This is a genomic window from Salmonella sp. SAL04162, from assembly GCF_046551535.1.
GTDB lineage: Bacteria > Pseudomonadota > Gammaproteobacteria > Enterobacterales > Enterobacteriaceae > Salmonella > Salmonella enterica.
In genome coordinates this window covers 13,671-36,065 of the sequence record NZ_JBGDVX010000007.1, presented here as the reverse complement: position 1 = coordinate 36,065, position 22,395 = coordinate 13,671, and the positions used below count along the sequence as shown (strand labels likewise).

Genomic DNA, 22,395 nt, shown 5'->3' with positions numbered 1-22,395 from the left:
AAGTTACCTTTAAGGAGGAAAAAATATGATTTATAATTTATCGATAAGTTCAGGTACAGCTTTGAAAATATCAGCTACCAAACCATAATCCGCAATAGAAAAGATAGGAGCGTCAGGATCCTTATTAATAGCGACAATGACGCCTGACTCTTTCATCCCGGCAAGATGTTGTATGGCGCCAGAAATTCCCAGAGCAATATAAAGTTGAGGCGCAACGATTTTTCCGGTCTGGCCAATCTGATAATCATTTGGTGCATAACCAGCATCTACAGCAGCCCGGCTTGCCCCCACGGCAGCGCCTAATTTATCTGCCAGGTTATCAACAAGTTCTTTGAATGCCTGTGCACTTCCTACTCCTCGTCCACCTGATACTACAACTCTGGCGGATTGTAAGTCTGGACGGTTACTTTTATTAACATGTTGGCTAATAAATTTTACCTGATCTGAACCAAGAACAACCTCTGTAAATTCAATGGGGGCTTTTCCCTCATCTTCCGCAACCGCAGCCGCAGCCGCAAATGAGGTAGGACGAACAGTTATCACTTTATATTCATCATCACTGTGTACTGTGGCAATAGCGTTACCCGCATAGATTGGACGTTCAAAGGTATGTTGATCAATGACACGCGTAATATCACTAATCTGAGATACATCAAGTTTTGCTGCTAAGCGTGGCGCACAGTTTTTTCCAAAAGAGCTTGCAGGAAAAAGAATGGACTGATAATGATTTTTCCCACTATTCAAAAAATAGCTGATCTGTTTTTCCACATTCTCTGCCAGAAGGTGTTCGAATAGTGGGCTGTCAGCAACAAATACAGTGGATATCCCCTGAATATGACTGGCTTTAACTGCAATACTTTCTATACCATATCCTAACATAAGTATATCTATATCACTATTAATGGCTTTTGCCGCAGTGATAGTACTGAGTGTTGAAGGTAAAAGAGTATTGCCGTTATGTTCAGCAATAACTAAAGAAGCCATATTTTTCTCCTTAAATTACTTTTTCTTCGTTTTTTAATTTATCTAGCAGCGTGTTAATATCTGGAACGATTATGCCTGCTTTCCTTCTTGCTGGCTCATCAACTTTAATAATAGTCAATCTGGATGACGGGTTAATACCAAGTGAATCGAAATCTATCTCCTTAACAGGTTTCTTTTTGGCTTTAATAACATTCGGCAAGCTGATATTCCTCGGTGTATTCAGACGTAGATCTGTAGTGAGTACTGCAGGCAGGGATAAATTTAACGTTTCTAATCCTCCATCAACCTCACGAACAGCAGTTAATGAATTATCAGAAATAGTAATTTCACTAACATTAGTGGCTTGGGGAAGATCGAGTAATGCTGCCAGCATTTGGCCTACCTGATTACAATCATCGTCAATAGCTTGCTTGCCTAATAATATAATATCGGGTTTTTCATTCCGGGTAATAGCGGTGATAGTTTTGGCCACAATTAGTGGTGTAAGAGAGTTTTTTGTTAATATGTGTATTGCCCTGTCTGCCCCTGCTGCCAGTGCTGTACGCAATACATCCCCTACACCTGTGTTTCCTATAGACACTACAACAACCTCACTGATTAATCCCCGTTCTTTTAAACGTACTGCTTCTTCAACTGCAATTTCATCAAATGGATTGATACTGAGTTTTGAATCAGAAATATCAACATCAGAATGATCTTGCTTTATTCTAATTCTAACGTTATGATCGACAACTTGTTTTACACAAACTAAAGCTTTCATTGGTGACTCCTTCATATATTTACTAAATGCTATGAGCCAAAATCCTTTTTGCTTTTTCCAGTAACGGTTTATCCACCATTTGCCTTTCATGACTGAACGCTCCATGGGGATATTGAGCCAGTCGCATAATCTGGGGAACCCACTCGATTTCTTGTTTTAAATAGCTGAATGCTCTGTTTACATGTGAAATTTGTGGAGGGTGAATACATACCTTGCCACTGAACCCCATTTTACAGGAGTGAATAGCATTTTGTATTGTCAACTCGTTTTTCATAAATTCAGTTGTGATACCGTCAACAGAAGGATATGATCCAGCCAGGCGTGAAGTTATTACAATTTTTGCACGTACAGCAATCAGTACTTTTTCATCATTACTCATGAAATTCAGAGCATTTTCTCTGGCAATTATTTTTTTCTCAGATGACACCGCATTTTCTAAATCAAGGATTACGCTATCAGCACAACTGCTATTTGCTTTTTCAAATCGTTCAGGTTGGTCCCCCGTAACGAAAAGAAAAAACCGTTCTAACGTTTGCATTCTCGTCTCTCATTTGAATGGAGCATCTGATAATTCAATATATCTTAAAAAAATAATTTTCTGAATTAGCTTTTATCTAACCCCCCATTAAAATTGGTTCAGGTTCGCTGATAACAGAAAGAAACATGTAATTTATTATTACAATAACAAAGATAAAAATAAAATTTAATTATTTGATATAAATAACGTTTCAGAATAGTAAACGGCCGACATTCCGTACCTGTTTCAGGAGTGAATTCGACTATACCGTTCCCTAAGAACATCAACGATTGTCTGGTGAACCGAATTTAGTCACCTTTGGTGGAGAACAGGCTGGCATATAGGAGAGCATGACAACCCGGGTCATTCCCTCCGTGATTTTTTAGTAACACGCTGAAAAAGTATCTGAAACTTCATTCTGCAAGTGAGACTTTCCCCGAAGTCGATCGATACGTTTTATCTTGTGCCTGACCGATGCTACTCCTGACAAATCACGCCCAATACTGAATAAGTGTAAGAGATGCACCGTTAATCACTACACTGGTAGCCTCAATCAGAGATTGACGGCGGTAAAGGTGCAAAGGCTCCAGTATATTTTTAAAGGATTTTTGGCATAATGAACGAGCAGGCATAGTGATGATTTCCTTGAAAGTGTTAGCGCAATCAATTAGATCACATAACACTATGCCTGTCCTGGTTTGCTGGGGATTCCTCAGGAGTCGCCTCCCCCTTATTCAGACCTGTGTAAGCGGTGAATGTGCTTTCAGACTCTGAATACTCAGCGTCAAAGTTGTCAGACAGTTTTCAAGTTTATCTGCGTTGACGGCAATAAAGGTCGGACAATCATGGTGTCCGCTCATTAAACAAACGGCGGCGGCTGCAAGCGCGCCTTCGGCACGGCGCAGCGCGTTCCACTCTTCCTGATCGAGATGCAGTCCCTGCCGTAAAGCGTGATCGTGGAGCTCGCGATTCAGTTCAAAAAAATTGTCACGCAGAGTGTCACTTTCGCTGACTGACATATACCCCTTCGCTTTTCGCAATTGCAGATAAGCGGCAAGATCGATACGCGCGTTTATCAGCTTATTGAGAAGATCGGTTCTCAGTCTGTCAACGACCATACCTTTTTTCCTCCTCTTTTCTACCAGGGTTCAACTTAATAGTATGGTCGTTTTTTAGACAAAGGGGTGTCAGAGATCAAGAATTTTCTTAGAATTGCCCTTTTTCACCTTTTGCTGACAACCACAACGGTTGATGCCGCCACTCCTGATGAGATTGCGATACAATTTTTGTTCGGATATCTGTAGAATCCCTGCCCTGACCATTCCAATAAATGAACACTTTTTAAGCTATGAGTAATGTAACCCACCAGCCAAAGATCGGCTTCGTTTCCCTGGGCTGTCCGAAAAACCTCGTTGATTCGGAACGCATCCTGACTGAGCTGCGTACCGAAGGCTATGACGTTGTGCCACGCTATGACGATGCGGATATGGTTATCGTTAATACCTGTGGCTTTATTGACAGCGCGGTACAAGAGTCGCTGGAAGCCATTGGCGAAGCGCTGAACGAAAACGGTAAGGTAATCGTCACCGGCTGCCTGGGCGCAAAAGAAGATCAGATCCGCGAAGTGCATCCGAAAGTACTGGAAATCACCGGGCCGCATAGCTATGAGCAAGTTCTGCAGCACGTACATCATTACGTACCGAAGCCGAAGCACAATCCATTTTTAAGCCTCGTACCGGAACAGGGTGTAAAACTGACGCCGCGCCATTATGCGTATCTGAAAATTTCTGAAGGCTGTAATCACCGCTGCACGTTCTGCATCATCCCGTCGATGCGCGGGGATCTGGTCAGCCGTCCGATTGGCGACGTATTAAGCGAAGCGAAACGTCTGGTTGATGCCGGGGTCAAAGAGATTCTGGTGATTTCGCAAGATACCTCCGCCTACGGCGTAGATGTGAAGCACCGCACCGGATTCCATAATGGCGAACCGGTGAAAACCAGTATGGTGAGCCTGTGCGAACAGTTATCAAAACTGGGCGTCTGGACACGTCTGCACTACGTCTACCCCTACCCACACGTTGATGATGTGATTCCGCTAATGGCGGAAGGCAAAATCCTGCCCTATCTGGACATTCCGCTGCAACATGCCAGCCCGCGGATTCTTAAACTGATGAAACGTCCCGGTTCCGTTGACCGCCAACTGGCGCGCATTAAGCAGTGGCGCGAAATCTGCCCGGAACTGACCCTACGCTCCACCTTTATTGTCGGCTTCCCCGGCGAAACGGAAGAAGACTTCCAAATGCTGCTCGACTTCCTGAAAGAGGCGCGCCTCGATCGTGTAGGCTGCTTCAAGTACAGCCCGGTGGAAGGCGCAGGCGCGAATGACCTGCCGGATCAGGTGCCGGAAGAGGTGAAAGAAGAGCGCTGGAACCGCTTTATGCAACTGCAACAGCAAATCTCCGCTGAGCGCTTGCAGGAAAAAGTGGGCCGCGAAATTCTGGTGATCGTCGATGAGGTTGACGAAGAAGGCGCTATCGGGCGTAGCATGGCGGATGCGCCGGAAATTGACGGCGCGGTCTATTTGAACGGCGAAACCAACGTCAAGCCGGGCGATATCGTGCGCGTGAAAGTGGAAAACGCCGACGAATATGATTTGTGGGGCAGTCGGGTTTAACGCCACCTCCCCCGGCGCGGGTGTCGGATGTGTTACCCCACCTGGCGAGCCCGTTCCAGGCCCGCCAGGCGTCAACGCCACCGGGCTGGCTTACCCCTTAATCTTCGGGTCCAGCGCATCGCGCAACCCGTCGCCTAACAGGTTAAACGCCAGCACAGTCAGGAAAATCGCCACCGCCGGGAAGAGCGCTACGTGCGGCGCGATGACCATATCCGCCCGCGCTTCATTGAGCATCGCTCCCCACTCCGGCGTTGGCGGCTGCGCGCCTAATCCGAGAAATGACAGGCTTGCCGCGGAAATAATTGACGTACCGATACGCATCGTAAAGAAAACCACAATTGACGAGACCGTTCCCGGCAAGATATGGCTAAACAAAATCGTCGTGTCGCTGGCGCCGATACTGCGGGCAGACTCAATAAACGTCTGCTGTTTTAAGACCAGGGTATTTCCGCGCACCAAACGTGCAAACGCCGGAATAGAGAAAATCGCCACCGCAACGATCACATTAGCAATACCGCTGCCTAACACCGCCACAACGGCAATCGCCAGCAAAATGCCGGGGAAGGCGAACAGCACATCGCAAATGCGCATAATGAAACGATCCCACCAGCCTTCATAATATCCCGCCAGCAATCCCAACACCGTGCCGATTATCGCGCCGATAAATACCGCGAACACGCCCGCCGCCAGTGAGATCTGCGCCCCAACGAGAACCCGGCTAAAGATGTCTCTTCCCAGCGAGTCAACGCCAAACCAGTGCTGCAAAGAGGGGCCATTGTTCAGGCTATCGTAGTCAAAATAGTTTTCCGCATCGTAGGGCGTCAGCCAGCGGGCAAAAATCGCCACCAGAATTAACGCCAGTACGAATCCCCCGGCGACCAACGCGACATGCTGGCGGCGAAAACGACGCCAGAACTCCCGCCACGGCGTGCGTATCTGGTCAGGTTTTACCACCGGCATAGCATGTAAAATCGCCTGACGGCGCCAGTTAAATAATCGCATCCTTACTTATACCTGATAGCCGGATTAATGGCGGCATAGAGCACATCCACCACTAAGTTGATAAGAATAAATTCCAGAGAAAACAGCAGCACTTCCGCCTGAATCACGGGGTAGTCGCGCATGTCGACGGAGTCGACCAGTAATCGCCCAAGCCCCGGCCAGTTAAACACTTTTTCGACGACGATCGAGCCGCCAAGCAAAAAGCCAAATTGCAGTCCCATCATGGTGACGACCGGGATCATCGCATTGCGCAGGCCATGTTTTAACACCACCCACGTTTCACTGACGCCTTTCGCCCGCGCGGTCCTCATGTAATCCTCGCTCAGGACATCGACAAACGAGGAGCGCGTAAAACGCGCCATGACGGAGGCCACCGCCGCGCCAAGCGTCAGGGAGGGTAAAATATAATGTTGCCAGCTATCCGCCCCCACGGTCGGTAGCCAGCCCAGATCCACGGAAAAAATCTGCATTAACAACATTCCCAGCGCAAAAGCCGGGAAAGAAATGCCGGTCACGGCAAGCGTCATTCCTACCCGGTCAGGCCAGCGATTACGCCACACGGCGGCGGCGATGCCGATCGCCATGCCAAACAGAACCGCCCATATCATACTGGTTATCGTCAGCCACAGCGTCGGCAAAAAGCGGCTGGCGATCTCCTCAGAAACCGGGCGGCGGGAAACCATTGACGTACCGAAATCGCCTTGTAAAACATGAGTGATGTAATGCCAAAACTGGACATGAAGCGGCTGATCAAGCCCCAGCTGCTGACGAACCAGCGCGATCACCTGCGCGTCGGCTTCCGGTCCGGCTATCAGCCGCGCCGGGTCGCCGGGCAACAAATGAACAAATAAAAACACCAGCACTGCCACAATCAACAGCGTAGGAATTAATCCCAGCAGGCGCTTGAGAACATAGTTAAGCATCACACGAACCTTTTACCGGATGGCGGACAACGCGCGCGCCATCCAGCCCCATCGCATTACTTACTTCAAATCCGCATCGTCAAAGCTGAAACCGGTATCCGGCATAATCCAGAAACCGGTCAAATTTTTACTGTGCGCAGAAACCAATTTCTCCACCACCAACGGTATCCAGGGCGACTCTTTCCAGATAATATCCTGCGCCTCTTTGTACAATCGTGTTTTCTCCTGCGGATCGTTGGTCTTTAAGGCCGCCGCCAAATCGCTGTCGACCTGCTTGTTGCTGTAAAAAGCGGTATTAAACTGCGTCGGCGGCCAGTTTTGTGATGCGAAGAGCGGCGATAACGCCCAGTCAGCTTCGCCCGTCGACGCTGACCAGCCGGTATAGAACATTCGCACGCCGCTCTCTTTTTGCCCTTTGCCCTCAACTTCCGCGGCGCGCTGGCCGGCGTCCATCGCGGTTATCCGGGCTTTAATGCCAATCTGCGCCAGTTGCTGTTGGGTAAACTGCAACACTTTTTGCGCGGTGCTATGGTTATGCGATGACCACAGCGTGGTACTGAAACCGTCTGGATACCCCGCCTCTTTCAACAGTTCGCGCGCTTTAGCCGGATCATAGGGCCACGGCTGATAGCTTTGCGCATAGGCTATCGACGGCGGCACCACGCCCGTCGCCGGCGTGGCGTATCCGGCAAACGCCACTTTAACCAGCGCCTGACGATTGATAGCGTAATTCAACGCCTCACGCACTTTAGGATTATCAAACGGCTTCTGCGTCACATTCATACTGATGTAACGCTGCATAATGGACGGGCTGGCGACCAGTTCGAGGTTTTTATTTTTCGCCAGTAACGCGGCCTGCTCATAAGGGATAGGAAAAGCAAATTGCGCTTCGCCGGTTTGCAGCATCGCCGCGCGGGTATTGTTGTCAGTAACCGGACGCCAGGTAATAGAATCCAGCTTGGGTAAGCCCTGCTGCCAGTAACCGGCGAACTTTTTCACTTTGACAAAGTCGGTCTGATTCCAGGTTTCAAGCTGGTATGGACCGGTACCGACTGGATGAAAACCAATATCCTTGCCATATTTTTCCAGCGCTTGCGGCGAGATCATCGCCGTCGCCGGGTGCGCCAGAATATTAATGAAAGCGGAGAACGGCTGTTTCAGGGTAATTTTTACCGTTGCCGGGTCGACAACCTCCGTTTTTGCGATATTTTTATACAGGTTATAACGCTTGAGGTGGTTATCCGGATTGCTGGCGCGATCGAGATTCGCTTTCACCGCCGCCGCATCAAAATCCGCGCCGTCCTGAAATTTCACCCCCTGCCGTAGGGTAATGGTGTAGGTCAGACCGTCATCAGAAACGGTATAGCCTTTCGCCAGGACGTTTTTTACCTTCATGTCTTTATCCAGGCCAAACAGCCCCTGATAAAATGACTTCGCCACCGCCTGCGAGAGCGTATCGTTGGCGTCATACGGATCGAGCGTGGTGAAATTAGACCCTACCGCCACCACCACATCTTTGGCCGCCAGGGCCGGAAAAGCCGCAATGGATGAGGCCAGTCCCAGCGCCGCCAGCCATTTATGCGTAATAAATTGCGTCATGTTGTTCTCCTGAAACCCTGCCTGTCTAAATGTTATAAGCGCGAGAGCGCATTATCCTGCAGCGGCCGCGCAACATAATGTCCCGGCCCGACCAACTGTAATGAAACGGCGGGCGTCTCTTCGCCACGTTTATGAATATTGCTGGGTATATCATCTGATAGCAGAACGCGCCGCGGCCGGTGTCTGGAGGGATCGGCAACCGGCACCGCCGCCATCAATTTACGCGTATAAGGATGCTGCGGATTTTCAAAAACGGCGCGCCGCGGCCCCATCTCAACAATTTGACCAAGATACATCACCGCCACGCGATGGCTAATTCGCTCCACGACCGCCATATCATGCGAAATAAACAGGTAGGCGATCCCCATTTCCCGTTGTAAATCGAGCAATAAATTAATGATCTGCCCGCGAACGGAAACATCCAGCGCGGAGACAGCCTCATCAGCAATAATCACTTTAGGATTCAATGCCAGCGCGCGAGCAATGCAGATGCGCTGACGTTGACCACCGGAAAACTCATGCGGATAACGCCAGGCATGTTCAGGACGTAATCCGACACGCTCAAGCAACCAGGCCACGCGCTTTGCCGCAGCGTCCCCCTGCCCCAGGCCATGAATCCGTAAAGGTTCCATAATGGAATACCCCACGGTCTGGCGCGGGTCGAGCGAGGCGTAAGGGTCCTGGAAAATACATTGAATATCGCGGCGCAACGGCTGGAGTTTACCCGCAGACAGCGTGTCAATGCGCTGGCCGTTAAAGATAATCTCCCCCTGCCGGGATTCAACCAACCGCAGCAGCGCGCGTCCGGTCGTCGATTTTCCGCTACCGGACTCGCCCACCAGCGATAGCGTTTCGCCAGGCCAGAGATCGAAACTGATATTCTCAACGGCATGAACTTCACGCGTAACGCGGTTAAAGAGACCGCTACGCAGCGGGAATCGCGTCACCAGCCCCCGAACCTGGAGAATAGGCTCGCCTTCCACCACCGTGTCTTGCTCAATCTGCGATTCATAAAGGGCCGGTTCGTCAGCGGAAATCAACGGGAAACGGCGTGGCAGCGAGTGGCCTCGCATCGCGCCAAGCTGAGGGACGGCGGCCAGTAACGTTTGAGTATAAGGATGCGTCGGCGCATGGAAAATCTGCTCTACGCTGCCGGTTTCCACGGCCTCGCCTTGATACATCACCAGCACGCGATCGGCAATATCCGCCACGACGCCCATGTCGTGGGTGATAAAAATCACGCCCATCGACATCTCTTGCTGCAACACTTTGATAAGTTGCAGAATTTGCGCCTGGATAGTGACATCCAGCGCCGTGGTGGGTTCATCGGCAATCAATACCGCCGGACGGCAGGATAGCGCCATCGCGATCATGACTCGCTGGCGCATCCCGCCGGAAAGCTGATGCGGATAACGCGATAAAATCGCCTGCGACTCCGGGATCCGTACCTGATCGAGCATACGTTTCGCTTCCGCCAGCGCCTCTTCGTGGCTGGCGCCCTGATGCAAACGAATAGATTCGGCAATTTGCTCGCCAACGGTAAATACCGGGTTGAGCGAGGTCATTGGCTCCTGGAAAATCATGGCGATATCCGCGCCGCGCACACGCCGCATCTGCGCGTCACTCTGCTCAGACAACTCAATCACCTGGCGATTACGCCGACGCAACAGCATTTCGCCGCAGCGCACGTTCGCGCCCGACTGCTCAATCAGCCGCATTAACGCCAGCGCCGTCACCGATTTTCCCGATCCCGACTCGCCGACAATCGCCAGAGTCTCTCCACGCTTCAGGCGTAATGACACATTACGCACGGCGTCTACCTGTTGCCCTTCGTGGTGAAACGCGATATTCAGGCCACTGACGGACAGAACATCGCGGCTATCCAGTTCATCGCTGTGCGGCACCTGCGGCTCCTTATTCCCGGTAAATTCCTGTGGTAGGGGTATCCCCGGCATATCCCCAGGCGCGATACATCCCTTCGCTGTTAAACGGCAACGCGACATTACCTTCGTGATCAACGGCGATTAATCCACCGCTGCCGCCCAGCGCCGGTAATTTTTCCATCACCACGCGCTCGCAGGCGTCGGCAAGGCTGAGTCCGCCATATTCCATCAATGCGGCGATATCGTAAGCCGCGAGCGTGCGAATAAAGACCTCTCCCGTTCCGGTACAGGAAACGGCGACGCTGGCGTTGTTGGCATAACACCCTGCGCCGACCAGCGGGCTGTCGCCGACGCGCCCGGGCAATTTATTGGTCATCCCACCGGTAGACGTTGCCGCCGCCAGATTGCCGAATTTATCCCGCGCCACCGCGCCGACTGTACCCATTTTTTTCGTTTCGTCCAGCGGCGCGCCGCTGTGATCGAGCGCCATTTCGCCCGCCGCACGCGCCGCCAGCAATTGCTCGTAACGCGCCGGGGTGGAAAAGATATCCGGCGAAACGCGCGCCATCCCCTGTGAAAAGGCAAAGTTTTCCGCCCCTTCCCCCACCATGAGTACATGCGGGCTGCGCTCCATCACCAGTCTGGCGGCGAGCACAGGATGGCGAACATGACTCACGCCCGCGACGGCTCCGGCTTTCAGGGTATTGCCGTCCATCACGCAGGCATCCAGTTCATGAGTTCCGTCTCGGGTATAGACCGCGCCGATACCCGCATTGAAGAGCGGACACGCTTCCAGCAGGCGCACCGCTTCCGTCACTACATCAAGCGCGCTGTCACCTGCTTCCAGCATCTTTTGCCCGCTTTCGACAATCTCTGACAGCGCCTGGATATAGCGTAGCTCCTGCTCATGGCTCATTTGCGCGCGAGCAATCGCGCCTGCGCCGCCGTGAATCGCAATCACTGCTTTATTCATTTTTAGGGTCCATTAACGGTGGCACACAACTTTTACTATAACTATCAGAATTGTTGTGAGTTATTCATTCGATTTTTGAATATAGAAAGATGCGTAAGGTATGTAAAGGCGCAAGGCCGTCTCTAAGACCGAGGTAGCATACTGCCCGCCACTGTTTTCTGACATAATAGCCGGATTCGATTTTGCCTCGCAGGAGTATGTTCATGGAATTTTCCGCCGGATTGATGCCGCTTGAAACGGCGCTGACCCAGATGCTTTCACGTATTACCCCGCTCACCGCCGTAGAAACGTTGCCGCTGGTGAACTGCTTTGGCCGCATCCTGGCGACCGATATCGTATCTCCCCTTGATGTCCCCGGCTTTGATAATTCAGCTATGGATGGTTATGCGGTACGCGTGGCGGATTTGTCCGCCGATAAGCCGCTGCCCGTCGCCGGCAAAGCATTTGCCGGTCAGCCTTACCAGGGAGAGTGGCCTGCGGGAACCTGCATTCGCATTATGACCGGCGCCCCGGTACCGGCAGGTTGCGAGGCGGTAGTCATGCAAGAGCAGACGGAACAAACCGATGATGGCGTGCGTTTTACCGCCGATGTTCGTTGCGGACAAAACATCCGCCGCCGCGGCGAGGATATTCGCCAGGATGCGGTGGTCTTTCCGGCCGGTACGCGCCTGACTACTGCCGAACTGCCGGTGCTGGCGTCGCTGGGAATTGCCGATGCGCAGGTTGTACGTAAAGTGCGCGTAGCGCTGTTCTCGACCGGCGACGAGCTCCAGCTTCCGGGCCAGCCGCTAGAGGCGGGACAAATTTATGACACTAACCGTCTAACTATACATTTGATGCTGCAACAGCTTGGCTGCGAAGTGATCAATTTAGGCATTATTCCTGACGATCCCGGTAAGCTTCGCGCCGCGTTTATCGACGCCGACAGCCAGGCCGATGTAGTGATAAGCTCCGGCGGCGTCTCGGTTGGTGAAGCGGACTATACCAAAACCATCCTTGAGGAGTTGGGCGAAATCGCCTTCTGGAAGCTGGCTATCAAGCCAGGCAAACCGTTTGCCTTCGGCAAACTCAGTAATAGCTGGTTCTGTGGCCTGCCGGGGAATCCAGTCTCTGCGGCGCTCACTTTTTATCAACTGGTTCAGCCTTTACTGGCGAAGCTTGGCGGCAACACGGCAAGCGCTGTACCGCCGCGCCAGCGTGTACGCACAACATCTCGCCTGAAGAAAACGCCGGGGCGTCTCGATTTCCAGCGCGGCATCCTGCAACGTAGCGCCAACGGCGAACTGGAGGTCACGACCACCGGGCACCAGGGTTCACATATTTTCAGCTCGTTTAGTCTGGGCAACTGCTTTATTGTGCTGGAGCGTGAACGCGGCAATGTTGAGCCGGGAGAATGGGTGGAAGTCGAGCCGTTTAATGCTCTGTTCGGAGGCCTGTAATGGCGGAACTTAGCGACCAGGAGATGCTGCGCTATAACCGACAAATTATTCTGCGCGGCTTCGATTTTGAAGGGCAGGAAGCGTTAAAAGATTCGCGGGTATTAGTGGTCGGGCTGGGCGGACTCGGCTGCGCGGCAACGCAGTATCTGGCCGGCGCTGGCGTCGGGCAACTGACGCTACTCGATTTTGATACCGTTTCCGTTTCCAATCTCCAGCGTCAAACCTTGCACAGCGACGCCACGGTCGGGCAGCCAAAGGTAGAGTCCGCCCGCGACGCGCTGGCGCGAATCAACCCGCATATTACCATTACGCCCGTTAACGCGCGGCTGGACGACGACGCCATGACCAGCCTGATTGCCGGGCATTCGCTGGTACTGGACTGTACCGATAACGTTAGCGTACGTAATCAACTTAACGCCGGGTGCTATACCGCGAAAGTGCCGCTAATCTCCGGCGCGGCCATTCGTATGGAAGGACAAGTTACCGTCTTTACATATCAGGAAAACGAACCCTGTTACCGCTGCCTGAGCCGTCTGTTTGGCGAAAACGCTCTGACCTGCGTAGAGGCAGGGGTGATGGCGCCGCTGATTGGCGTGATCGGTTCGCTACAGGCAATGGAGGCCATTAAGCTGCTGGCGCATTACGGTCAGCCCGCTAGCGGAAAAATCGTCATGTACGATGCGATGACCTGTCAGTTCCGCGAAATGAAGTTGATGCGCAACCCCGGCTGTGAGGTCTGCGGGCAGTAGTCACTTTACAGATAAACATACCGAAGCACGGTTTATGGCCGTGCTGTATCAACAGATAATTACTGTCATCAGACGCAAAGCCAGCTTACCCAAGCTCCGACTGACGATCGGCTCAAGCAGCGCGGCATCATCTTAAACGCCATACCACAACCTCAAACCGTGATGTTGTACCTCATTTAACGCCTCTTTGTCAGAACCTCTCCATTCGTTGACGCACATCAAGATAACTTTCATTCGAAAGTAATTTAATCTTTATATGAAATAAGAGAGGCCGTTTATGATCTTCAATATTCAGCGCTATTCTACCCACGATGGCCCCGGTATCCGTACCGTAGTATTTCTCAAAGGCTGTTCGTTGGGCTGTCGCTGGTGCCAGAACCCGGAAAGCCGCGCCCGCGCTCAGGATCTGTTATACGACGCGCGGCTGTGTCTCGAAGGATGCGACCTGTGCGCGCAAGCCGCGCCGGACGTCATTGAGCGCGCGCTAAACGGCCTGCTCATCCATCGCGAGAAACTGACCGACGCCCATTTTTCCATCCTGGCGCATTGCTGCCCCACACAGGCGTTAACCGTGTGCGGCGAAATAAAAAGCGTGGATGAGATCATGGCGACGGTACTGCGCGATAAACCTTTTTACGATCGCAGCGGCGGCGGTCTTACGCTTTCCGGCGGCGAACCGTTTATGCAGCCGGAACTGGCGGCAGAGCTGTTTAAAGCCAGCCATGACGCCGGTATTCATACTGCGGTTGAGACCTGTCTGCATGTTCCATGGAAATACATTGCGCCCTCACTGCCTTATATCGATCTGTTTCTGGCTGATTTGAAGCATGTCGCCGACGGGCCGTTTAAGCAGTGGACCGATGGCAGCGCCTCGCGGGTGCTGGAAAATCTCAGGAAACTCGCCGCCGCGGGCAAAAAAATGGTGATTCGCGTCCCGCTGATTCAGGGATTTAATGCCGATGAGGAGGCCATTAAAGCCATTACCGACTTTGCCGCCGACGAACTGCACGTCGGGGAAATTCATTTTCTGCCCTACCACACGCTGGGCATCAATAAATACCACTTACTCAGTCAGCCCTATCATGCCCCGGATAAACCACTGGATGCGCCGGCGTTACTTGATTTTGCCCAGAAGTACGCCTGCCAAAAAGGTTTAACCGCGACCCTACGAGGATAATTATCATGACCCAACTGAAACTGGACACGCTCAGCGACCGCATTAAGGCGCACAAAACCGCGCTGGTACATATCGTGAAACCGCCGGTCTGTACCGAACGCGCACAGCATTATACCGAAATGTACCAGCAGCATCTGGATAAACCGATTCCGGTACGCCGCGCGCTGGCGCTGGCCCATCACCTGGCGGAACGCACTATCTGGATAAAACACGATGAACTGATCGTCGGCAACCAGGCAAGTGAAGTCCGCGCCGCGCCGATTTTCCCGGAATATACCGTCTCGTGGATTGAAAAAGAGATCGACGACCTGGCGGACCGGCCCGGCGCAGGTTTTTCCGTAAGTGAAGAAAACAAACGTATTCTGCACGACATCTGTCCGTGGTGGCGCGGTCAAACCGTCCAGGATCGCTGCTACGGCATGTTTACCGATGAACAAAAAGGGCTTCTGGCGACTGGCATTATCAAAGCCGAAGGCAATATGACTTCCGGTGACGCGCACCTGGCGGTGAACTTCCCGCTGCTGCTGGAAAAAGGGCTTGATGGCCTGCGCGATAAAGTCGCCGAGCGCCGCTCACGCATCAACCTGACCGTGCTGGAAGATCTGCATGGCGAGCAGTTCCTGAAGGCGATTGATATAGTGCTGGACGCGGTAAGCCAGCACATCACGCGCTTTGCCGCGCTGGCGCGCCAGATGGCAGGCGAAGAGTCCCGTGAAAGCCGTCGTAAAGAGCTACTTACCATCGCGGAAAACTGCGAGGTGATCGCCCACCAACCGCCGCAGACCTTCTGGCAAGCACTGCAATTGTGCTACTTCATTCAACTGATTCTACAAATTGAGTCTAACGGTCACTCGGTGTCATTTGGTCGTATGGACCAGTATCTTTACCCCTATTATCGTCGCGATGTCGAACTAAACCAGACGCTGGATCGTGAGCACGCCATTGAACTGCTGCACAGCTGCTGGCTGAAACTGCTGGAAGTAAACAAGATCCGTTCCGGTTCGCACTCTAAAGCTTCCGCGGGCAGCCCGCTGTATCAAAACGTCACCATTGGCGGTCAGAATCTCATCAACGGTCAGCCAATGGACGCAGTGAATCCGCTGTCTTACGCCATTCTGGAGTCCTGCGGACGTCTGCGTTCTACCCAGCCCAACCTCAGTGTGCGTTATCACGCCGGAATGAGTAACGATTTCCTTGACGCCTGCGTCCAGGTCATCCGCTGCGGCTTTGGGATGCCGGCGTTTAACAATGATGAAATCGTCATCCCGGAATTTATCAAGTTGGGGATCGAACCGCAGGACGCTTACGATTACGCGGCGATCGGCTGTATCGAAACCGCCGTCGGCGGGAAATGGGGTTATCGCTGCACCGGCATGAGCTTTATTAACTTCGCCCGCGTCATGCTGGCGGCGCTGGAAGGCGGTCGCGACGCCACCAGCGGCAAAGTATTTCTGCCGCAGGAAAAGGCGCTCTCCGCAGGCAACTTTAACAATTTTGACGAAGTGATGGCCGCCTGGGATACCCAAATTCGCTACTACACGCGCAAATCGATCGAAATTGAGTATGTGGTCGACACCATGCTGGAAGAGAATGTCCACGATATTCTCTGCTCAGCGCTGGTAGATGACTGTATTGAGCGAGCGAAAAGTATCAAGCAAGGCGGCGCGAAATATGACTGGGTATCCGGTCTCCAGGTCGGTATCGCCAACCTGGGCAACAGCCTCGCCGCCGTGAAAAAACTGGTCTTCGAACAGGGCGTTATCGGTCAACAGCAGCTTGCCGCCGCGCTGGCCGATGACTTTGACGGCCTGACCCATGAGCAGTTGCGCCAGCGTCTGATTAACGGCGCGCCGAAGTACGGCAACGACGATGACAGTGTCGATACCCTGCTGGCGCGCGCTTATCAGACCTATATTGATGAGCTGAAGCAATATCATAACCCGCGCTATGGTCGTGGCCCTGTCGGCGGCAACTATTACGCCGGTACGTCCTCTATCTCAGCAAACGTGCCATTTGGCGCCGCAACCATGGCTACCCCGGACGGTCGCAAAGCGCATACACCGCTGGCGGAAGGCGCAAGCCCTGCATCAGGTACGGATCATCTCGGCCCGACGGCGGTGATTGGTTCCGTAGGCAAATTACCTACCGGTTCCATTCTCGGCGGCGTGCTGCTCAACCAGAAACTGAACCCAACGACGCTGGAAAACGAATCCGACAAACAGAAACTGATGGTTCTGCTACGGACGTTCTTTGAGGTGCATAAAGGCTGGCATATTCAGTACAACATCGTGTCACGCGAAACGCTGCTGGATGCGAAAAAACATCCGGACCAGTACCGCGATCTGGTCGTGCGTGTGGCAGGCTACTCCGCCTTCTTCACCGCGCTGTCGCCGGATGCGCAGGACGATATCATCGCCCGTACCGAACATATGCTGTAATTTGCCCTGGCGCCATCGGCAATATGTCCGAATTGCCTGATGGCGCTACGCTTAACAGGCCTGCGCAGGCCTGTTAATCAGAAGGGATCGGTGCCGTCAAGCACGGCCTGAATGACGTTGAGCGCGCCTTGATGGTTATTATCATCAGTGTGATAGCGTGAAAGCGCTTTGATATTGTCTGCAGCATTGCCCATGGCAAAAGAGTAATGCGCCATTTTCAACATTTCCGCATCATTACCGCTGTCGCCAATGGCGACGACATTCTGTGGCGACCTGTTCCAGCGCTTTAACAGACGACTGATGCCATTCGCTTTATGCAGTCCCGGGATAATCAGGTCGATAAAACCGAAGCCGCTGGTGACGGGCTTCATGATGCCATCCAGAGATACGTGCAGTTTGTCGATAACCAGCGGAATTTGTTCATCAGGCAAATTCAGGGAGAACTTAAACAGGATATCGTCAATGTCGTGATAATCGTTTACCGGCTGCAGGCGGTGATAATGTTTGGCCATCAGCGCCACGAAAGTCTCGGGAGCGTTTTTGCTGACATAAGCGCTTTTCAGACCGCAGGCGACAAAATTAAGCTGCTTATCCTTCAGCAGTTCGCCAATCACAATACGCGATTCATGCCGGGTTAGCTCCCCGTGAAACAACTGTTTGCCATGTTCATACACCAGCGCGCCATTTTCTGCGACGAAGGAAATTTCGTCTTTCAGCTCGGGGAAGAAGGAGATCAACTGGTAGTACTGATTACCGCTAGCGACCACAAATTCGATATTACGTTTTTTCAGTTCCTGGTATTGCGCCATGAAGCGTACACGATCGTACTGCTTGGCATCGTCGAGAAAAGTGCCGTCCATATCGGTAACGACAACGTTAACGGTCATACTTAAGCTCCTGGCTGTAACTGCGACCAGAAACATTTTAATAACAATGTGAGCAGAACCACAAATTTATTTCGAATGAAAAGTGGCTGAACGAAAGGAATAGCCGCATAAGACATTAAGGCGTCCTGGCCACCTTACGTTTTCCTCTCGCTTCCCTCTTTGTGTTCCCCTGCAATATTTTAAACTTGCATTAACCTTATTTTAACTTAAAGTATCACATGTAACTAATTTTACTTTCGAACGAAAGACGATGAGGTTGATATGACGACTCCTTTTACCCACGAAACGCTGCCCGCCGACCCAAAAGCGGCCATTCGTCAGATGAAGCAGGCGCTACGCGCGCAAATCGGCGACGTACAGGCGGTGTTCGACCGTTTGAGCGCCACCATAGCAGCCCGGGTGGCGGAAATTAACGATCTGAAGGCGCAGGGACAGCCGGTATGGCCAATTATCCCTTTTAGCGAACTGGCGATGGGCAACATTAGCGATGCCACCCGCGCCGAGGTTAAGCGCCGCGGGTGCGCGGTGATTAAAGGTCATTTTCCACGCGAACAGGCGCTGGCGTGGGACCAGTCGATGCTCGACTATCTGGACAAGAACCATTTTGACGAGGTGTATAAAGGACCGGGGGATAATTTTTTCGGTACGCTGAGCGCCTCCCGGCCTGAAATCTATCCTGTCTACTGGTCGCAGGCGCAAATGCAGGCCCGCCAAAGTGAAGAGATGGCGCTGGCGCAGTCGTTCCTCAACCGTCTGTGGCAGGTAGAGCACGACGGCAAGCGATGGTTTAATCCGGATATCAGCATCATTTATCCGGATCGCATCCGTCGCCGCCCGCCGGGCACCACATCCAAAGGACTGGGAGCGCATACCGACTCCGGCGCGCTGGAACGCTGGCTGCTGCCAGCCTATCAGCAGGTATTCGCCAGTGTGTTTAACGGCAACATCGAACAGTACGATCCGTGGAATGCGGCACACCGTACCGAAGTTGAAGAGTATACGGTGGATAACACCACAAAATGCTCGGTATTTCGCACCTTCCAGGGCTGGACCGCGCTCTCCGATATGCTGCCCGGTCAGGGGTTGCTTCATGTCGTCCCTATCCCGGAGGCGATGGCGTATATTCTGTTGCGCCCGCTGCTGGATGATGTCCCGGAAGATGAATTATGCGGCGTCGCGCCGGGCCGGGTGCTGCCGATTTCTGAACAGTGGCATCCTTTACTGATGGCGGCGTTAACCAGCATTCCGCCACTGGAAGCCGGGGATTCCGTGTGGTGGCATTGCGATGTCATCCACTCCGTCGCCCCCGTAGAAAATCAGCAGGGCTGGGGCAATGTGATGTACATTCCTGCCGCGCCAATGTGTGAGAAAAATCTGGCCTATGCGCGTAAGGTGAAAGCGGCGCTGGAGACAGGCGCATCACCGGGCGATTTCCCGCGCGAGGACTATGAAACCACCTGGGAAGGGCGCTTCACGCTGCGCGATCTGAATATTCACGGTAAACGGGCATTAGGTATGGACGTTTGATGGTCGTACAGCCCTGCCCGCTTAACTGCGGTGCGCCCTTTGTCTGGGCGCACCCGTCTTACCGGACCTACGCGCCAGGATACGTAGGCCCGGTAAGCACAACGCCACCGGGCGTCAGTGTTTAGCTTTCAATCCCTTTACTACGCAAATAATCGTCGTAGTTGCCGCTGAAGTCCACCACGCGCTCCGGCGTAATTTCAATGACGCGGGTTGCCAGCGAGCTGACGAACTCACGGTCGTGCGAAACAAAGATCAGCGTGCCCTGATACAGCTCCAGCGCCATATTCAGCGATTCGATCGACTCCATATCCAGGTGGTTAGTCGGTTCGTCCATAATCAGGATATTCGGCTTTTGCATCATCAGTTTGCCGAAAAGCATACGGCCCTTCTCGCCACCGGAAAGGACTTTCGCAGGCTTTTTGATATCATCCTGGCTAAATAGTAGGCGGCCCAGAATACTGCGCACTGCCTGCTCGTCGTCGCCTTCCTGCTTCCACTGACTCATCCATTCAAACACCGTCAGGTCATTTTCGAATTCATATTCGTGGTCCTGCGCGTAGTAACCAATACGCGCGTTTTCCGACCATTTAACGGTGCCATGATCGGCGTCCAGATCGCCAACCAGCGTCTTCAGCAGCGTAGATTTACCCACGCCATTGGTGCCGAGTACCGCCAGCTTCTCGCCGACTTCGAGCAGCAAATTGACATTTTTAAACAGCGGACCGTTATCAAAACCTTTCGTCAGCGCCTCCACTTCCAGAGCGTTACGGAACAGTTTTTTATCCTGCTCAAAACGGATGAACGGGTTCTGACGGCTGGAGGCTTTCACCTCTTCCAGCTTGATTTTATCAATCTGCCGCGCGCGCGACGTTGCCTGACGCGATTTAGAGGCATTGGCGCTAAAACGGCTAACAAAAGATTGCAGCTCGGCAATTTGCGCTTTTTTCTTCGCATTATCGGCCAACAGACGTTCACGCGCCTGGGTCGCCGCCGTCATATACTCATCATAGTTACCCGGATAGACGCGCAAGTCGCCGTAATCCAGATCCGCCATATGCGTACAAACCATGTTCAGGAAGTGACGGTCGTGCGAAATGATGATCATCGTGCTATCGCGCTCGTTCAGCACCTGCTCCAGCCAACGGATAGTATCAATATCCAGGTTGTTGGTCGGTTCGTCGAGCAACAGGATGTCCGGATTAGAGAATAACGCCTGCGCCAGCAGCACACGCAATTTCCAGCCTGGCGCGACTTCACTCATCAGACCGTAATGCTGCTCCAGCGGGATGCCCACCCCCAACAGCAGTTCGCCCGCGCGCGCCTCAGCGGAATAACCGTCCATCTCGCCGTATTTTACTTCCAGATCGGCGACTTTATAGCCGTCTTCTTCGCTCATTTCCGGCAAGGCATAGATACGGTCGCGCTCCTGCTTGACTTCCCACAGTTCGCCATGCCCCATAATGACAGTATCAAGTACGGTGAATGCTTCAAAAGCGAACTGGTCCTGACGCAGCTTACCGATCCGCTCATTCGGATCGAGGGAAACATTGCCCAGCGTCGGCTCCAGGTCGCCGCCGAGGATTTTCATAAAAGTGGACTTTCCGCTACCGTTGGCGCCGATCAGGCCGTAACGGTTGCCGCCGCCAAATTTGACGGAAATGTTTTCGAACAGCGGCTTACTGCCGAACTGCATGGTAACGTTGCTGGAAACTAACACAGGCTTATCCTGAAAAAAGATGTGACAAACCGCTTATTATGCCACAAGTCTGAAATAAGATCGCGCCCTGTACAAAGGGCTACACTGAACCGTAAGGGAAAAAAACGTGATTTCGTACACATCTGAATTCCCTGTTTACTGGAATGCACCTATAATGCGCTCCCAACATGACAGAATTCTCAACCTACTAGCCTGCTTGGCACAGAATCTCGCATAACATGAATATGAAATTAACAACGCTTTTCGCGGCGGCTTTCGCTGTAGTTGGTTTTTGTAAAACAGCCTCAGCAGTCACTTACCCGCTGCCTACCGATGGTAGCCGTTTAATTGGGCAAAATCAGGTCATCACCGTTCCGGAGGGCAATACCCAGCCGCTGGAGTATTTTGCCGCGGAGTATCAGATGGGGCTCTCCAACATGCTGGAAGCCAACCCTGGCGTGGATACCTTCCTGCCGAAGGGCGGTACCGTGCTGAATATTCCGCAGCAGCTGATCCTGCCGGATACCGTACACGAAGGCATTATCATTAATAGCGCGGAAATGCGCCTCTATTACTACCCGAAAGGCACAAACACCGTTATCGTCCTGCCGATTGGGATCGGTCAGTTAGGTAAAGACACGCCTATCAACTGGACGACCAAAGTTGAACGTAAAAAAGCCGGTCCGACCTGGACGCCTACGGCAAAAATGCACGCTGAATATCGCGCCGCCGGCGAGCCGCTGCCTGCCGTCGTGCCTGCGGGCCCGGATAACCCGATGGGCCTGTACGCGCTGTACATTGGTCGCCTGTATGCTATTCACGGCACCAACGCCAACTTCGGCATCGGGCTTCGCGTGAGCCACGGCTGCGTGCGTCTGCGCAACGACGATATCAAATTCCTGTTTGAAAATGTGCCGGTCGGCACCCGCGTGCAGTTTATCGATGAACCGGTAAAAGCCACCACCGAGCCGGACGGTAGCCGTTACATTGAGGTGCATAACCCGCTGTCAACGACGGAAGCGCAGTTTGAAGGTAAGGAAGCGGTGCCGATCACGCTTAATAAGAGTATCCTGGCCGTCACCAACGAGCCTGACGTTGATCAGGCCGTCGTACAACAGGCGGTTCAGGATCGTTCCGGGATGCCGGTTCGTCTGAACTGACAGACTC

General features: G+C 52.7%; 18 protein-coding genes and 1 pseudogene. 7 read left to right on the top strand and 12 right to left on the bottom strand.

Going from position 1 to position 22,395, the window contains the following annotated elements:
• Window positions 1-30: 30 nt before the first annotated feature.
• The 5 genes and pseudogenes from ACLJRH_RS15115 to bssR form a co-directional block, all read right to left on the bottom strand.
• Window positions 31-984, bottom strand: coding sequence for an electron transfer flavoprotein subunit alpha/FixB family protein (locus ACLJRH_RS15115; protein WP_000157772.1), 954 nt, complete (start codon window positions 982-984; stop codon window positions 31-33).
• A 10-nt stretch (window positions 985-994) separates the two neighbouring features.
• Window positions 995-1,744 (bottom strand): electron transfer flavoprotein subunit beta/FixA family protein, encoded by a 750-nt coding sequence (locus tag ACLJRH_RS15110; RefSeq protein ID WP_001523061.1) that lies wholly within the window; start codon window positions 1,742-1,744, stop codon window positions 995-997.
• Between the two features lie 22 nt (window positions 1,745-1,766).
• The gene (locus tag ACLJRH_RS15105; RefSeq protein WP_023137170.1) at window positions 1,767-2,282 is read right to left on the bottom strand and encodes a CoA ester lyase; all 516 of its coding nucleotides are present in this window, start codon (window positions 2,280-2,282) and stop codon (window positions 1,767-1,769) included.
• Window positions 2,283-2,607: 325 nt separating this feature from the next.
• Window positions 2,608-2,893: pseudogene (locus ACLJRH_RS15100) on the bottom strand (IS4 family transposase); the annotation flags it as partial.
• A 102-nt stretch (window positions 2,894-2,995) separates the two neighbouring features.
• Entirely contained in the window at window positions 2,996-3,379 is a 384-nt protein-coding gene (gene bssR, locus ACLJRH_RS15095; RefSeq protein WP_000259651.1) for a biofilm formation regulator BssR, read from the bottom strand.
• A gap of 230 nt (window positions 3,380-3,609) precedes the next feature.
• Here bssR and rimO point away from each other — a divergent pair, with 230 nt between their 5' ends.
• Window positions 3,610-4,935, top strand: coding sequence for a 30S ribosomal protein S12 methylthiotransferase RimO (gene rimO, locus ACLJRH_RS15090; protein ID WP_000073314.1), 1,326 nt, complete (start codon window positions 3,610-3,612; stop codon window positions 4,933-4,935).
• A 90-nt stretch (window positions 4,936-5,025) separates the two neighbouring features.
• Here rimO and gsiD read toward each other — a convergent pair whose 3' ends face one another.
• The 5 genes from gsiD to iaaA are packed head-to-tail and all read right to left on the bottom strand — an operon-like array spanning window position 5,026 to window position 11,315.
• Complete coding sequence (gene gsiD / locus ACLJRH_RS15085) at window positions 5,026-5,937, bottom strand: glutathione ABC transporter permease GsiD (protein WP_001236024.1); 912 nt, start codon at window positions 5,935-5,937, stop codon at window positions 5,026-5,028.
• 2 nt (window positions 5,938-5,939) lie between these two features.
• On the bottom strand, window positions 5,940-6,860 hold the full coding sequence (gene gsiC, locus ACLJRH_RS15080; RefSeq protein WP_000936066.1) for a glutathione ABC transporter permease GsiC: 921 nt from the start codon (window positions 6,858-6,860) through the stop codon (window positions 5,940-5,942).
• Window positions 6,861-6,920: 60 nt separating this feature from the next.
• Window positions 6,921-8,459, bottom strand: a complete 1,539-nt coding sequence (gene gsiB / locus ACLJRH_RS15075) for a glutathione ABC transporter substrate-binding protein GsiB (RefSeq protein WP_000191439.1) — start codon at window positions 8,457-8,459, stop codon at window positions 6,921-6,923.
• Window positions 8,460-8,491: 32 nt separating this feature from the next.
• Window positions 8,492-10,363: a glutathione ABC transporter ATP-binding protein GsiA gene (gene gsiA, locus ACLJRH_RS15070; RefSeq protein WP_001120598.1), complete on the bottom strand. Its 1,872-nt coding sequence runs from the start codon at window positions 10,361-10,363 to the stop codon at window positions 8,492-8,494.
• A gap of 10 nt (window positions 10,364-10,373) precedes the next feature.
• A complete protein-coding gene (gene iaaA / locus ACLJRH_RS15065) occupies window positions 10,374-11,315 on the bottom strand; it encodes a beta-aspartyl-peptidase (RefSeq protein ID WP_001030503.1) in 942 nt (313 codons plus the stop codon).
• Window positions 11,316-11,518: 203 nt separating this feature from the next.
• Here iaaA and moeA point away from each other — a divergent pair, with 203 nt between their 5' ends.
• The 4 genes from moeA to ACLJRH_RS15045 all read left to right on the top strand — a co-directional run bounded on the left by moeA (window position 11,519) and on the right by ACLJRH_RS15045 (window position 17,118).
• Window positions 11,519-12,754, top strand: coding sequence for a molybdopterin molybdotransferase MoeA (gene moeA, locus ACLJRH_RS15060; protein WP_000395792.1), 1,236 nt, complete (start codon window positions 11,519-11,521; stop codon window positions 12,752-12,754).
• A complete protein-coding gene (gene moeB, locus ACLJRH_RS15055) occupies window positions 12,754-13,503 on the top strand; it encodes a molybdopterin-synthase adenylyltransferase MoeB (RefSeq protein ID WP_000829283.1) in 750 nt (249 codons plus the stop codon). The genes moeA and moeB overlap by 1 nt, the downstream gene beginning before the upstream one ends.
• Before the next feature lie 277 nt (window positions 13,504-13,780).
• Window positions 13,781-14,680: a glycyl-radical enzyme activating protein gene (locus tag ACLJRH_RS15050; protein ID WP_000576947.1), complete on the top strand. Its 900-nt coding sequence runs from the start codon at window positions 13,781-13,783 to the stop codon at window positions 14,678-14,680.
• 5 nt (window positions 14,681-14,685) lie between these two features.
• Window positions 14,686-17,118, top strand: coding sequence for a glycyl radical protein (locus tag ACLJRH_RS15045; RefSeq protein ID WP_023137169.1), 2,433 nt, complete (start codon window positions 14,686-14,688; stop codon window positions 17,116-17,118).
• A gap of 77 nt (window positions 17,119-17,195) precedes the next feature.
• Here ACLJRH_RS15045 and ACLJRH_RS15040 read toward each other — a convergent pair whose 3' ends face one another.
• Window positions 17,196-18,005, bottom strand: coding sequence for a Cof-type HAD-IIB family hydrolase (locus ACLJRH_RS15040; RefSeq protein WP_000217910.1), 810 nt, complete (start codon window positions 18,003-18,005; stop codon window positions 17,196-17,198).
• A 261-nt stretch (window positions 18,006-18,266) separates the two neighbouring features.
• Between ACLJRH_RS15040 and ACLJRH_RS15035 the strand changes: the two genes are divergently transcribed.
• Window positions 18,267-19,532 carry a DUF1479 domain-containing protein gene (locus ACLJRH_RS15035; protein WP_000210949.1) on the top strand — a complete coding sequence of 422 codons (1,266 nt, stop codon included), beginning with the start codon at window positions 18,267-18,269 and terminating at the stop codon, window positions 19,530-19,532.
• A gap of 121 nt (window positions 19,533-19,653) precedes the next feature.
• Here the strand turns inward: ACLJRH_RS15035 and ACLJRH_RS15030 are convergent, their stop codons facing one another.
• Entirely contained in the window at window positions 19,654-21,249 is a 1,596-nt protein-coding gene (locus ACLJRH_RS15030) for an ABC-F family ATPase (RefSeq protein WP_000961434.1), read from the bottom strand.
• A 218-nt stretch (window positions 21,250-21,467) separates the two neighbouring features.
• On the opposite strand from ACLJRH_RS15030, the gene ldtB reads away from it, so the two are divergent.
• A complete protein-coding gene (gene ldtB, locus ACLJRH_RS15025; protein WP_001056401.1) occupies window positions 21,468-22,388 on the top strand; it encodes a L,D-transpeptidase in 921 nt (306 codons plus the stop codon).
• Window positions 22,389-22,395 lie beyond the last annotated feature (7 nt).

What these genes read in the sequence shown, in the direction of transcription:
- gsiB (WP_000191439.1), bottom strand. Translation starts at nt 8,459, where the DNA reads ATGACGCAATTTATTACGCATAAATGGCTGGCGGCGCTGGGACTGGCC.
- iaaA (WP_001030503.1), bottom strand. Translation starts at nt 11,315, where the DNA reads ATGAATAAAGCAGTGATTGCGATTCACGGCGGCGCAGGCGCGATTGCT.
- ldtB (WP_001056401.1), top strand. Translation starts at nt 21,468, where the DNA reads ATGAATATGAAATTAACAACGCTTTTCGCGGCGGCTTTCGCTGTAGTT.
- ACLJRH_RS15110 (WP_001523061.1), bottom strand. Translation starts at nt 1,744, where the DNA reads ATGAAAGCTTTAGTTTGTGTAAAACAAGTTGTCGATCATAACGTTAGA.
- rimO (WP_000073314.1), top strand. Translation starts at nt 3,610, where the DNA reads ATGAGTAATGTAACCCACCAGCCAAAGATCGGCTTCGTTTCCCTGGGC.
- gsiD (WP_001236024.1), bottom strand. Translation starts at nt 5,937, where the DNA reads ATGCGATTATTTAACTGGCGCCGTCAGGCGATTTTACATGCTATGCCG.
- moeB (WP_000829283.1), top strand. Translation starts at nt 12,754, where the DNA reads ATGGCGGAACTTAGCGACCAGGAGATGCTGCGCTATAACCGACAAATT.
- ACLJRH_RS15050 (WP_000576947.1), top strand. Translation starts at nt 13,781, where the DNA reads ATGATCTTCAATATTCAGCGCTATTCTACCCACGATGGCCCCGGTATC.
- ACLJRH_RS15040 (WP_000217910.1), bottom strand. Translation starts at nt 18,005, where the DNA reads ATGACCGTTAACGTTGTCGTTACCGATATGGACGGCACTTTTCTCGAC.
- ACLJRH_RS15035 (WP_000210949.1), top strand. Translation starts at nt 18,267, where the DNA reads ATGACGACTCCTTTTACCCACGAAACGCTGCCCGCCGACCCAAAAGCG.
- gsiC (WP_000936066.1), bottom strand. Translation starts at nt 6,860, where the DNA reads ATGCTTAACTATGTTCTCAAGCGCCTGCTGGGATTAATTCCTACGCTG.
- ACLJRH_RS15045 (WP_023137169.1), top strand. Translation starts at nt 14,686, where the DNA reads ATGACCCAACTGAAACTGGACACGCTCAGCGACCGCATTAAGGCGCAC.
- ACLJRH_RS15115 (WP_000157772.1), bottom strand. Translation starts at nt 984, where the DNA reads ATGGCTTCTTTAGTTATTGCTGAACATAACGGCAATACTCTTTTACCT.
- ACLJRH_RS15105 (WP_023137170.1), bottom strand. Translation starts at nt 2,282, where the DNA reads ATGCAAACGTTAGAACGGTTTTTTCTTTTCGTTACGGGGGACCAACCT.
- bssR (WP_000259651.1), bottom strand. Translation starts at nt 3,379, where the DNA reads ATGGTCGTTGACAGACTGAGAACCGATCTTCTCAATAAGCTGATAAAC.
- moeA (WP_000395792.1), top strand. Translation starts at nt 11,519, where the DNA reads ATGGAATTTTCCGCCGGATTGATGCCGCTTGAAACGGCGCTGACCCAG.